Origin of the sequence: Psychrobacillus antarcticus (assembly GCF_029533155.1) — a bacterium.
Taxonomy (GTDB): domain Bacteria; phylum Bacillota; class Bacilli; order Bacillales_A; family Planococcaceae; genus Psychrobacillus; species Psychrobacillus antarcticus.
In genome coordinates this window covers 10875-23878 of record NZ_JAIZDB010000005.1, presented here as the reverse complement: position 1 = coordinate 23878, position 13004 = coordinate 10875, and the positions used below count along the sequence as shown (strand labels likewise).

The window sequence follows — 13004 nt, the reverse complement described above, 5'->3', positions numbered from 1 at the left end:
CCTCCTAATGTCGATATGCAGCACATTACGTCGTCAATTTCATTCGTTCGGTCAGTCACATACCTAAGTACGCTCCTTTCCTCTCTCAATCATTTCCTAGTACTGCACTACATCTCAACATTCGGCTAAAATCTTAATTTTTCTATATCTCTATATTAACTAAGCCAGAAGGTGTTCGTACAGCTTAATACTAAAACGAATAAAAACAGCGCTACTAACAAAGCATCCACTTTACCTACTGTAATCACACGAAAGAAACTACTTCTTGGCTCACCGGTAAAGCCCCTTGCTTCCATGGCAAACGCAGATCGCTCTGCTTTACGAACAGCACCCGCAAGCAAGGGGATAAGCACTAGACGAGATGCAAGTAACCTCTGCAAAGCATTTTTCTTCTGGAACATTCCTCTCAACCGTTGTGCTTGCTGTATTTGTATAAACTCGTCCTTTATCACAGGCAAAAACTGAAAGCCTACTAAAATGCCATAAGCAATTTTAGGAGATAGTTTCAATTGCTGCATTAAACTCAATATGAAAGTAACGGGATTAGTTGTTAACGCAAATAACATAGACAAGCTAGAAAAAGCTAAAACGCGAAAGCTTAAGGAAAGTGCATGATCTAGCTGAATTTCTGTCACACCAACAGATCCAATTGACCAAATGATAGGACCAGACGATTCCTTTGCAAATACAAGTGTCGTCCAAAAATAACCGAATGCTGTGATAAAAAATGGAATCATAAATAATGTCCACTTCTTCCAGTCAACTTGACTGAACAGCACTTGCAGCAAAAGCACACCAACGCAAAATATAAGAGGTGTCCATGGGTCAAAGAAAAAGGCCATCGTGAACATGCAAACAGTGATTAAAAGAAACTTCACGGAAGGATTCATCCTATGCAAAAGACTTCTCATGTCGCATCAATCCTTTCGGAGGAAGTAAATGATGATCAAGTAATAATTGTTCATTTTCCCAAACATCCGCTGCAGGAAACTTCCCGGTTAAACTGCCACCCTCCATCAATAAAATTGAATCTGCTAAACGGTAGGCGAACTCCATATCGTGTGTGACGATTAAAAACGTAGTTCCAGCGCGAGCACGCTCATCAATTAGTTGGAATAACTCATACAATGCGGCAGCATCCTGACCGGAAGTAGGTTCGTCCATTAAAATTACTTCTCTTCCATCACATAACATCGCAGCTATGGCTACTCTACGTTTTTGCCCATGACTTATAGAGAAAGGATGTGAACCGGCAATCTCCACTAGCTTTAGTCGATCCATCAAGTTATCCACATCATATCCACCGCCGTATGTAACTTCATCTTGTACAGCCTTCGTTAAAAATAAAAACTCAGGTGATTGCGGAACATAGCCTAGAAAAGCAGGTTCCACTACCCCACTATTAGGAATCAATTGACATAAAGCTTTTAATAAAGTCGATTTACCACTACCATTCGGACCAGCAAGAATTGCAATTTCTCCTCGCTGTAAAGAAAAGGAGGTAGGCTTTAAAAAAGTTTTCGTCTCCACTTTAGTAACTTCAAATGAAGTATCTAGCTGCATGGAAGTCAACCTTTGTGGAATAGGGAAAGCTATGTCGCTTTTATTCAAGGAAATATTTCTATCGAAAAAATCTCCCCATAAGTCTAAACGATGTTCAATCGCAACAATCGTCATTTGACGTTTTTTCTGTAGCAGGTTCAGCCATTGCACATACTTTTTAGCGGTATAAGGATCTAAATGAGCGATTGGTTCGTCTAGCAACAAAACCTCTGGCTCCATAATTAGAGCGCATGCAGTAGCGATTTGTTGCTTCTGACCACCTGAAAGCTGTTGAATAATAGAGTATCGAAACTCACTCAAATTGGTGAGAGCAAGCACCTCGGTTATTCGTTTATCCATCTCTTCACGCTTCACATGCAAATTTTCCAATGTGAAAGCGAGCTCCTCTTCCACCGTTTGCATACAAAACTGCGCATCTGGATCCTGAAAAACAGTGGCAATGCGATGATTTATTTCCCCCGGAATGAACGAAGAACACTCCTTTCCAAATAGCTTAATGTTACCTGTCAAAACACCATCGCAATTGTCTGGATATAGACGATTGCACAAGTAAAGCAGTGTCGTTTTCCCACAACCACTTGGACCAGTTAACACAAGCTTGGACCCTTTCTGTACGGAAAATGAAAAGTCATTTAGAATCCACTTGTCCTCATCTGGATATCGAAAGTTTACCTGTTCAAACAAAATAACATCATGCACGAACATCACCTTTTTTGGGACGTGAAATAGCATAACCACGAAGAGAACCCGTCGCAAGTAAACCATCCGCGACCGCCTTACCTCCAACGCCGGCAAGAAGGGCACCACTTAAAATGCGAATACCAAGCATTAAAGCAACATATCCCGTACTGAACACCGTAAACCCACCTAACAAATATCCGTAGGCAAAACTAAATACCGAAGACCCAACACCTGCTAGCATCAGGACCCATAGATCAAATCGTTTATAGCGAGTTGCAGCAAACACTGCTTCTGCCCCTAACCCCTGAATGACACCGGATAAGATTAATCTAGGTCCAACCGCATTTCCTAACACCACTTCGATAGTTGCAGCGATTGTTTCAGAAATAACTGCAGCGCCGGGCTTTCGAATAATATACATACAAATAATCGACACGATAAACCAAATTCCAAAAATCCATTCATATGCAATTGGGCCAACAAATCCAGCCCAAATATTGCCGATATGCAAAAACAATAAATACACAATGCCAAAGACAACTGCAAATAAAGACATTAGTACAATCTCTTTTAACTTCCAAGACTTCAGCATATTAAATACCTCCGTGCGATGGACTATTAATACTCATAGAAACCGTCATGACCAAATGTTTATATTCGTCGGAACGAGCGTGCGTAAAGGAATCTTCATAAAAAGCAAACACATCATGAATATCACCATGAATTCCGCTTGCATAATGCATGGAATCATTGAAAACTCCTTGTTCTTTAGCACGATCTACTTCCCGGTAAATAACGTCCATATAATCTGGGTTATTCATAGGGTAAAGTGCAAATTGGGATGAAACATATTGCTTTGTTGTATCTGTATTCGCAACTATATCTCCTTTATCTAAATATACATCTCCAGCAGTGTCACCTGGACAACCGGCTGAAAAAGTCCCGGATAGGGCAATGTGCACCCCCGTTTTAGCGGCATTCAAAGCAATCGCCTTTGCCACATTAAATACATGTACTTGCTTCCCACGAATGACCGTTGACACATCATCCGTATGCATCCACACATTCGTCGTATCTGCCTCCTCTAAAGCTCCTTTAATCACCTTGATAAAATCATTGGTCATCGGATGTAACGAAAAACGAAATCCGATAATTGGGCTCAAACCACATTCCATTTAAAAACCTCCCTATTTTTTTTCATAAAAAAAGACCACATCCGTGAAGATGCAGTCACTAATCCAATACAAAAATAGTAGGAAAGTCACCGCACTTCCTCACGCAGGTATTATCCTGATCGAGTTTTAAGGGATCGGAGCAAAAAGCTCGCATCTCAGCCAAAGTGGGCACCCCTAGTGCGCAAAACGGTATGTAGTTTTTTTAATGTGCCCAAAGTATAACGTAGCATTTCAAAGTTGTAAATATGTTTGCAAAATTTCGTGCTTTCGTCCATGCTTAACTTAGCGCTACTTTTGGCGAATTACGGAGAATCACGAGAATCCACGAAACAATCACCCGTACGAACAAATTAAAGGAGGAAGAATCTTTGAAAAAAATATACATAACACGTAAACTACCTGAGGAAATCGTAGAGCCTTTAAGAAAAAAATTTGATGTACAAATGTGGCATAGTGAAACGATTGGAATGACAAATGAAGAAATAATAACAAATGCTAAAGATGCACATGCTCTATGGACGATGTTATCCGATAATATCGATCGTGCATTAATAGAAAGTCTTGCAAATCTAAAAGTAATTAGTAATTTTGGTGTTGGCTATAACAATATAGACATAGAGGCTGCAAAAGAACATGGTATCGCCGTAACAAATACTCCTGGTGTATTAACAGAGACAACAGCAGACTTAACATTTGCATTACTATTAGCAACAGCTCGAAGAATAACGGAAGTAGAACAAGAAATTCGTTCAGGCAATTGGACTTCCTGGTCACCAATGCAATATACAGGAATGGATATTTTCGGTGCAACGCTCGGTATTATTGGAATGGGGCGCATAGGGGAAGCAGTTGCTAGGCGGGCAAAAGGCTTTGACATGAATGTGTTATATCATAACCGCTCTAGAAAACTTGATGCGGAACAGACGTATGGCTTTACTTATGTTGAGTTAGAAGAGTTACTAAAGCAATCTGATTTTGTGGTTCTGTTAACTCCACTAACACCAGAAACAAAGGGACTTATAGGGGAACGTGAACTAAATCTTATGAAGGAAACTGCAGCAATCATTAATGTCGCACGAGGTGGCATTGTAGATGAACAAGCTCTTTACGAAGCGCTAGTATCTAAAAAAATATGGGCTGCAGGACTGGATGTATTTGAACAGGAACCTGTCCCGGTAGATCATCCACTAGTTACATTACCTAATGTAACTATGCTGCCTCATATCGGCAGTGCTAGTATCCGAACTCGTCTTGCCATGATGCAATTGAACGCAAAAGATATAGAAGCGGTGTTAGAAGACAAAGAACCTCAAAATCGAGTTAACTAATACTTAAGTAGTGGTCCTAATTAAACAAGGACCACTTTTTCTTTTTCCCTAACTTATCATCTAAGGTTTTAAATAATTGCTCTATAAATTACATAGATTTATCATATAGATAGAAGAAAAAAGAGAGGTGCCTTAAATGTCAGATTATGATGAAGGTAAAGATAGTAAACCACATTCATTAAGGGCTGATATGAAGGCTCTTATCCCGTTAATCAGTAAGGAATTTAGAAAATACTTTACGAAAAATATTAAAGCATTATATCACTATACGAATTTGGAAGGCGCACAAGGAATAATTAGCAATAAAACCTTTTGGGCTTCGCATATAAAGTTTATGAATGACTCGAAGGAATATAGTCATGGCCTAGAGGTATGTGAAAGTATCGTACAAACAATTATTCAAGAATTACCGGTAGAAAATCCAAAAAGAGCATATTTGGAAGAGGTTTTTGCCATTTTAGAAATACAAGATACAGATATTTTTGTAGTTTCATTTTGTGAAAGTGGAGACCTACTAAGCCAGTGGAGAGGATATAGCAGGAGCCCACACGGCATCTCCATTGGCTTTGATTTTACATCTTTATTTGATGTGTCTTTTCATTTAAGTGAAGAAAACTTTTTCCCTCGAAAGGTGATTTACAATCGTAAGTTGCAAGAACGAATTATTCGCAGAATTATAAACGTCTCGCTCCTCAGCCTTGAGCAAGGCGGTCAAAATCCGCAGTTTACTCCAAAGGAAGTTGCAAGAACCATTGGATACTTTCTTCCACTATTCAAACACGCTACTTTTTCTGAGGAAAAGGAATGGAGAATTATTGTGACTAACTCGAAGAGTATGCCATATCAGCATGAGCTCAAGTTCCGTGCAAGAGATAATATTCTTCTGCCATATATCGAGCTAGAAACACATAACAAAGTACTACAAAATGACAATAGACTTCCGGTCAATCAAATCATTATAGGACCTTCTGGTACCAATGAATTCACAGCCAGAAGCATTAATTATTATTTGAAAAATGTAGGATATCCAACAGTTCCTATAAAGCTGTCCCATATTCCATATCGATAATAAATAAAGCTGGAGTCGAGCACATAATCCATTCCAACTGCATATAAAATAATAGCACCTCCAACTATTTTTAAATGGTTGGAGGTGTTTTGTTCAAAGATAAGAAAGTATATAAAAATACAGCATGAACACCAGTTTTACAGGGCTTTTAAGAATGATTGATACTACTGATTTGCGTTTCAGGTGGGGTACAAAGGTTAAGAGCGCCACATCGTAAAAGGAAGGCAATCTAAGTTCGCCGCGTCCTGCGGCAACGATTGCATAACCCACCTCCTGTGGGCCTCAACTCCTTTGTGACCAACATCCTGTTGGCCTCCGTGGGCACGGCTTCAATCTCCTCGTCACTACGAAAACATATGCTCCTGCGGTTACTCGTCGCAAAGACGTTGGTCAAATAAAGTTTGACCAACGTCTTTCCTGCGGGGCTTTCAGCTCGTGCACCTGTCGCTTCGCTTTCGGTGCAGAAAACATTTGCTGTTCCCGCTGGAGTCGCCACCTTCCACTGCAATCAATATACCGTGTAGTACTCCATTCAAAGATATAGCAAACCTTATCGCTTAGATAATATGATTGGTCAAATTTTAGAGAGTGATAAAATTATTTGTAATCGCTTTTGAATTAGAAATACTAATATCCAATGAAAGATGAAGAAAGTAGATTTCGTTTTTTACTAGTGGAATAAAGAGAAATAGTAAGTGATTAATAAATTAAGAAGCGAAAGAGCGAACGAAATTGTATCTTTGAGAGCTTCCTCTATATATAAAAAGAATCTTTTCTCTAGTTATCCAAAAATGCACTAACCTGTTTCTAAGAGTTGTAGGATTGCGACGGATAGACAAACGCCATAAGATTACCTAAAAAAAGAATGCTGGTTGGTTGTGACGTCCGTCACAACCAACCAGCATTCTTAAAATTCACTCGGTAATCATATAGCAAAAGTCTGCCCAAAGCCTTCGACGAAGAAGACTCAAGAAAATTAAAGAAAATCGGAGAACTTACCCCTTATTTCACACCAGGTCATTCTCCAGGCCACGTAGTTTTTACTTTAAATTATAGTTGTTCAGCCATGCGGTCTATCCTTCAGCATACTTTATCCATAAGAATGGTATCAGGAAACATGGCTGCATCATTCGATCCTCCGTTGTAAAGTGAAAATTTATTTTTATAAATCTCCTGTATTTTCACGCTAAAAAGCGCTTATAACAGAATTTGTTGCGGTCGCTCGTTAGTTTAAGAATAAATCAATAATTGAATGAAGGATTTTCTCTAATATTTAGAGAGAATCTACCAAACATTCCGTTAATATACTTTCTATCTTATCATTATTGTTCTGTAAAATTAAAGAAGATAAAAACCAATTCCCATAATCAAATATGCCGCAAACAGCGTCAGCCCTTCAAACCAATTCGATTCACCATCATTGGAAACATTAATAACTAAAAGTACAGCAGTAACCATCGCGACAAGCTCAGGCCAAGTAAAAACGAGTGCCATCGACTGAGGCATGAACAAAGAAACAAGAACAAGTATTGGTCCTACAAACATGGCAACTTGTAGCGTAGAACCAACCGCAATCTCAACAGACACTTCCATTTTGTTTTTGACAGCCATCGTAATAGCGGAAACGTGCTCTGCTGCATTCCCGACAATCGCTACGATAATGACACCTATAAACAACTCGCTCCATCCAAACTTCGCCCCGAGCATTTCAAATGTATGCACTAATTGCTCCGATACAAAAGCGACTACTACGGTTGCCAAGAAAAGAATTAATATCGATTTCCTTTTCGTCCATTCTGGTAGTTCTTTTTCTGTTTCCGTTTCCGGTTCGTCAGTAGACGAGAATACACCTCGATGCGTGACAAGTTTGAAAAATAGCCCCGCAAGATACAAAGCGATTAATATGATGGCAATTCCAATACTTAAGTTCAATGTTTTCTCGGAATTCATGGTCATTGAAAAAACTTCCGGAATGACAAATGCTACAATAACAGCGAAAATAAGTAATCCTGAATTGTATCTTGCACTGTTCAGACTAAACTTTTGACGTTTAAACTTAATACCTCCAGCAAAAAATGATAATCCAAGTACAAGTAGCAGGTTACCAAGAACTGATCCAGTTAGCGATGCTAATACAATTCCAACCATTCCAGCTTTCAATGTGAATATGGAAATGATAAGTTCGACTGCATTGCCAAAAGTGGCGTTCAACAAGCCCCCGACTCTTGGACCACTTACAATCGCTAAACTTTCTGTTGCTCTGCCTATAAATCCCGAAATTCCAATAATACTTGCACAGCAGAGAAAGAACATCATCATTTCTGACCAGTTTAAAAATGCTCCTATAAAAACTAAAGGAACACCTACAAAGACAAGAACAGCAAATAGTTTATACACCATAAAACACCTCTTCGACTTAATGCATTACTAACTTATCTTTCCCTTACTTGAAAAGAAGAAACCTTTTTTTCTCTTACAGAACTTATAAGTAGAGGTAAAGGAGGAATGAAATCCGAAGATTAATTTGGAGCCTATCAACATGGAAGTACATACATTTTTAACAATTTCGGTCGAGTTGCCAAAATCGAATTTATTTGTCGTATCGAATGATAAAGGGTATATCGTGTGCGGTGCACTGTTAAACGAGAAACTAAAAGAGCGGAAGTGCTCGCATGAAGAGCAGTAGGCGTGAAAACAATTGAACATCTTCTTAATGCACCTTTGGAATCCATCACTTTTGAAAATGATATAATATAAATCTTATAAGTTAGCCGTTTTTATATGGCTAGCTTTTTTATGCCCGCTAAATTAATGGACCTGTTGGTTTCCACCGGCATGGCTTCCCAGTTGACATTTATTGAAAGCAAGAGTAAATTACGCATTAAAGAACTGTTCACAAATGAACAGTTCTACGTAGAACGGAGAGATGAAAAGTGGATTGTAACAACCTAACTGACAGCAAATCATCGAAATTTATACATTCATTTCTGCGTTTAAGTCAAAATATGATGCGCTTTATACATAAGACTGCGCTAGATAATGATCTTTCGATTCCACAATATTCTGTCCTAATGACAATTGCCCCACGAAAAGAAATGACGCAAAAACAATTAGGTGAGGTATTACAAATTCCTAAAAGTACGTTAAGTCAAGCCGTCGATGGACTTGTCCAAACCGGATGGATTCATAGACAGCCGGTTTCGGACAATCGACGGGAAATGCAATTATTACTTAGTGAAAAAGGAAATACCTTGTTTAAAAAAATAATTCAACAGAAAGGAAGCGTTCATCGAACGATTGAATCCGTTATGGGTACACTTACCGAAAAACAATTCGATGAATTTCTAGCTACGCTTCTCCATATCTCCGATTTTTTAGAAAATGAAACTATTTCAAAGGAGAACAACCAAAATGATTAAACTATTGAAAAGCTTAACAGTGTATAAGTGGATTGTTCTAGCAGTATTAGGATTAGTTTTTATCCAATCAATGGCTGACCTTTATTTACCAACTCTTATGGCAGATATTATCGATAAAGGAGTAGTAGTCGGCGATACAGCCTATATTTGGAAAATCGGCGGAATAATGCTTTTAGTTGCGGCGTTTGGAGCAGTCGCATCAATCATAGCGAGCTTCTACTCCTCCAAAGCTGCAATGGGGTTTGGTAGAGATATTCGCCATAAAGTGTTCAAACATGTAGAGCAATTTTCCCTTCAAGATTTCGATCAGTTTGGCACAGCATCGCTTATTACAAGAACGACCAATGATATAACACAAGTGCAACAAGTGGTCATCATGATGCTACGTATGGTCGTTAGCGCTCCTATCATGTTAGTTGGTGGGATTATTATGGCAGTATCAAAAGATGCTAAATTATCACTAGTCATTGTACTTACAATGCCTGTGTTAGTTGGGGCTGTGTTATTAATCATGTATAAAGGTGTACCACTTTTCAAAACAGTACAAACAAAATTAGACCAGTTAAACCTTGTATTGCGTGAAAATTTAACTGGAATTCGTGTTATCCGTGCCTTTAATCGGGAAAAACAAGAAAAAGTTCGACTTCAAAAAGCTAATAAGGAATTGACCGACGTCTCTATTAAAGTAAACAAGGTAATGGCTTTTTTAATGCCCGTTATGATGCTTGTAATGAATATTACCGTTGTATTAATCATTTGGTTCGGTGGAATTCGCATTGACGGAGGGTCAATGCAGATCGGTGATTTAATGGCATTTATCCAGTACGTCATGCAAATCATGTTCGCGCTTGTGATGGCTTCCATGATGTTCATTATGGTACCTCGTGCTGCAGTTTCAGCAAACCGGATTAATGAAGTACTAAACACAAAACCAACCGCCTTAAACGAAGGTACGAAATTAGCAAATAAAGAGCGTGGCACACTTGAATTTGATCATGTATCTTTTAGCTACCCAGGAGCGGAAGAATCCGCATTATCCAATATTACATTTCAAGCTAAATCTGGGGAAATTACGGCAATTATCGGAGGGACCGGCTCTGGTAAATCTACACTTGTGAACTTAGTTCCACGTTTTTATGATGTGACAAGCGGAACGATTCGTGTAAACGGCATCGATATTCGTGAATCTTCTCAAGACGAGGTTCGCTCCAAAATAGGATTTGTTCCCCAAAAAGCACTTCTCTTTTCTGGAACGATCAAAGAAAATATTCGTTTTGGAAAACAAGATGCAACTGAAGAAGAAATAAAACTTGCAGCGCGCATTGCTCAAGCAGAAGATTTTATAGGAAAAATGGATGAAGGATATAACTCCGTTATTTCGCAAGGTGGTTCGAATGTATCTGGAGGGCAAAAACAACGTCTGTCGATTGCAAGAGCGCTCGTTCGGAAACCTGATATTTATATTTTCGATGACAGTTTTTCAGCGCTCGATTTCAAAACAGAAGCAAACTTGCGTGAAGCATTAAAAGGCGAAACCCAAAATGCAACTACTATCATCGTTGCTCAACGAGTTAGTACCGTAGCAGATGCAGATCAAATTATTGTATTAGATAAAGGAGAAATTTCAGGAATCGGTAAGCATGAGGATCTCTTAGAAAATAATGATGTGTATCGCGAAATTGTTGAATCTCAGCTCTCAGAGGAGGAAATCGCATGAGTAAGCATAAAAAGTCGCAGTCTCAAGGCGGACATCAAGCGGGGGGCGGCGGTGGAAACATGATGATGATGATGGGCGGACAAAAAGCTAAAAACTTTAAAGGTACTTTACGACGCCTTCTAACTTACTTGAAACCTCGCAGCAATCAATTAATAGCGGTATTTATAGCCGCTATTTTAAGCACCATATTCGCAGTTGTCGGCCCTAAAATTATGGGGAATGCAATTACAGAATTATTCGAAGGTGCATATGCCAAAATGACAGGTGTACCGGGAGCAGCAATTGATTTTGATGCAATTGGGAAACTACTCCTTCTACTAGCAGCTTTGTATGTGATTAGTAGCTTGTTTACGTATATTCAGCAATACATTATGTCGAGTGTTGCACAAAAAACGGTTTATGATTTAAGGGAAGAAGTAAACGGCAAACTAGAAAGGCTTCCCCTTAAGTATTATGATGGTCGACCAAATGGGGAAACGTTAAGCCGTGTTACGAACGATCTCGATACAATCGGAAATACACTTCAGCAAAGCTTAACGCAATTTATCACTTCAGTGGTAACCATCGTAGGTATTATCATTATGATGTTAACGATTAGCCCACTATTAACGTTAATTTCCATTGTAAGTTTACCAGTATCGATGTTCGTCATTCAACCAATTTTAAAAAGATCACAAAAGCATTTTGCTGATCAACAACGAACACTTGGTCAATTGAATGGACACATCGAAGAAATGTATACGGGGCACCAAGTAGTGAAAGTTTTCGGCCACGAGAAAAAAGCGGTCGCTGAGTTCGACGAAGTGAATGAACAACTATATGATGCTGGTCGCAGAGCACAATTTATATCCGGTATTATTATGCCGATGATGTCTTTTATCGGTAATTTAAGTTATGTCGTAATTAGCGTTGTCGGAGGAATATTAGTTACCCAACGTGCCATTTCTATCGGTGATATTCAGGCCTTTATTACGTATACTCGTCAGTTCACACAGCCAGTCATGCAAACGGCCAATATCGCCAACATCATCCAGTCAACCATTGCAGCAGCGGAACGGGTTTTTGAATTACTGGACGAAGTAGAGGAAGAAAAAGAAGTAACAACTGAGAGTCTATCTAAAGCAAAAGGCGCAGTTACATTTAAACAAGTAGATTTTGGTTACGCAGATGAGCTATTAATCGAGGATATGAATATTGATGTGTTACCAGGTCAAACTGTAGCGATTGTTGGACCAACTGGGGCTGGTAAAACAACCTTGATTAATTTATTGATGCGATTTTATGAACTAAACAATGGGGAAATCACAATTGATGGACACGATACTAGAAAAATGTCCCGAACCGATCTTCGTACAACATTTGGGATGGTGCTTCAAGATACTTGGCTCTTTAATGGGACGATTAAAGAAAATATTGCATTTGGGAAAGACGGAGCAACAGATGAAGAAATCTTCGCGGCTGCAAAAACGGCACGTGCCGACCATTTTATCCGTACTTTACCGGATGGCTATGACACTGTTTTAAATGAAGAAGCATCCAATATTTCACAAGGGCAAAAACAATTATTAACAATCGCTCGCGCTGTTCTTGCAAATCCACCTATTATGATTTTAGATGAAGCGACATCGAGTGTAGATACTCGAACGGAACTACTTATCCAACAAGCGATGAATCGTTTAATGGAAGGAAGAACTAGTTTTGTTATCGCCCATCGTCTTTCTACTATTAGAGATGCTGATTTAATATTGGTGATGAACGAAGGGAAAGTAATTGAACAAGGTTCTCACGAGGGGCTCATCAAAGAAGAAGGCTTCTACGCAGATTTATATAACAGTCAGTTTTCGACTAAAAAAGCGATTTGAACATATGAAAAGAGAGACAGCCTGGCTTTGCTGTCTCTCTTTTTTCTATTGCTATTTTGATCTGTATTTGGTGGACGTGATTATGCATCTATTTATACAAAAATTATGTCAGCTTCTACGCTAGGTGTAGCAGTAGGTACAACATTATTCAGTTACCTATATGATTTGACTGGTTCTTACTATATCGTTT

Annotated in this window: 10 protein-coding genes, 1 pseudogene and 1 riboswitch; of the genes and pseudogenes, 6 read left to right on the top strand and 5 right to left on the bottom strand. The window is 38.9% G+C overall.

Annotation, left to right across the window (positions count from 1 at the left end):
- Positions 1–155: 155 nt before the first annotated feature.
- From LDK52_RS03485 to LDK52_RS03470, 4 genes are read right to left on the bottom strand one after another with little or no spacing between them, the layout of a single operon-like run.
- Positions 156–878: an energy-coupling factor transporter transmembrane component T family protein gene (locus tag LDK52_RS03485; RefSeq protein WP_320415336.1), complete on the bottom strand. Its 723-nt coding sequence runs from the start codon at positions 876–878 to the stop codon at positions 156–158.
- Between the two features lie 13 nt (positions 879–891).
- Positions 892–2268, bottom strand: a complete 1377-nt coding sequence (locus LDK52_RS03480; protein ID WP_277584661.1) for an ABC transporter ATP-binding protein — start codon at positions 2266–2268, stop codon at positions 892–894.
- Complete coding sequence (locus tag LDK52_RS03475) at positions 2255–2836, bottom strand: ECF transporter S component (protein WP_277584563.1); 582 nt, start codon at positions 2834–2836, stop codon at positions 2255–2257. Before LDK52_RS03475 ends, LDK52_RS03480 begins: the two co-directional genes overlap by 14 nt.
- 1 nt (position 2837) lies before the next feature.
- Positions 2838–3419: a YkoF family thiamine/hydroxymethylpyrimidine-binding protein gene (locus tag LDK52_RS03470; protein ID WP_277584562.1), complete on the bottom strand. Its 582-nt coding sequence runs from the start codon at positions 3417–3419 to the stop codon at positions 2838–2840.
- Between the two features lie 79 nt (positions 3420–3498).
- A riboswitch (TPP riboswitch) is annotated at positions 3499–3605 on the bottom strand.
- 182 nt (positions 3606–3787) lie between these two features.
- Between LDK52_RS03470 and LDK52_RS03465 the strand changes: the two genes are divergently transcribed.
- Entirely contained in the window at positions 3788–4747 is a 960-nt protein-coding gene (locus tag LDK52_RS03465) for a 2-hydroxyacid dehydrogenase (protein ID WP_277584561.1), read from the top strand.
- Positions 4748–4883: 136 nt separating this feature from the next.
- Complete coding sequence (locus LDK52_RS03460) at positions 4884–5816, top strand: DUF2971 domain-containing protein (RefSeq protein WP_277584560.1); 933 nt, start codon at positions 4884–4886, stop codon at positions 5814–5816.
- 1338 nt (positions 5817–7154) lie between these two features.
- Here LDK52_RS03460 and cax read toward each other — a convergent pair.
- A complete protein-coding gene (cax, locus tag LDK52_RS03455; protein WP_277584559.1) occupies positions 7155–8216 on the bottom strand; it encodes a calcium/proton exchanger in 1062 nt (353 codons plus the stop codon).
- Between the two features lie 139 nt (positions 8217–8355).
- Here cax and LDK52_RS03450 point away from each other — a divergent pair.
- From LDK52_RS03450 to LDK52_RS03435, 4 genes and pseudogenes are all read left to right on the top strand, one after another.
- Positions 8356–8573 (top strand): annotated as a pseudogene (locus tag LDK52_RS03450) (YunC family protein).
- 176 nt (positions 8574–8749) lie between these two features.
- Positions 8750–9235 carry a MarR family winged helix-turn-helix transcriptional regulator gene (locus LDK52_RS03445; RefSeq protein WP_277584558.1) on the top strand — a complete coding sequence of 162 codons (486 nt, stop codon included), beginning with the start codon at positions 8750–8752 and terminating at the stop codon, positions 9233–9235.
- Positions 9228–10952, top strand: a complete 1725-nt coding sequence (locus LDK52_RS03440) for an ABC transporter ATP-binding protein (RefSeq protein WP_277584557.1) — start codon at positions 9228–9230, stop codon at positions 10950–10952. Before LDK52_RS03445 ends, LDK52_RS03440 begins: the two co-directional genes overlap by 8 nt.
- On the top strand, positions 10949–12814 hold the full coding sequence (locus LDK52_RS03435; RefSeq protein ID WP_277584556.1) for an ABC transporter ATP-binding protein: 1866 nt from the start codon (positions 10949–10951) through the stop codon (positions 12812–12814). Before LDK52_RS03440 ends, LDK52_RS03435 begins: the two co-directional genes overlap by 4 nt.
- Positions 12815–13004 lie beyond the last annotated feature (190 nt).

Coding starts and splice junctions, on each gene's coding strand:
- LDK52_RS03470 (WP_277584562.1), bottom strand. CDS start 3,419: ATGGAATGTGGTTTGAGCCCAATTATCGGATTTCGTTTTTCGTTACAT.
- LDK52_RS03435 (WP_277584556.1), top strand. CDS start 10,949: ATGAGTAAGCATAAAAAGTCGCAGTCTCAAGGCGGACATCAAGCGGGG.
- cax (WP_277584559.1), bottom strand. CDS start 8,216: ATGGTGTATAAACTATTTGCTGTTCTTGTCTTTGTAGGTGTTCCTTTA.
- LDK52_RS03480 (WP_277584661.1), bottom strand. CDS start 2,268: ATGTTCGTGCATGATGTTATTTTGTTTGAACAGGTAAACTTTCGATAT.
- LDK52_RS03460 (WP_277584560.1), top strand. CDS start 4,884: ATGTCAGATTATGATGAAGGTAAAGATAGTAAACCACATTCATTAAGG.
- LDK52_RS03475 (WP_277584563.1), bottom strand. CDS start 2,836: ATGCTGAAGTCTTGGAAGTTAAAAGAGATTGTACTAATGTCTTTATTT.
- LDK52_RS03440 (WP_277584557.1), top strand. CDS start 9,228: ATGATTAAACTATTGAAAAGCTTAACAGTGTATAAGTGGATTGTTCTA.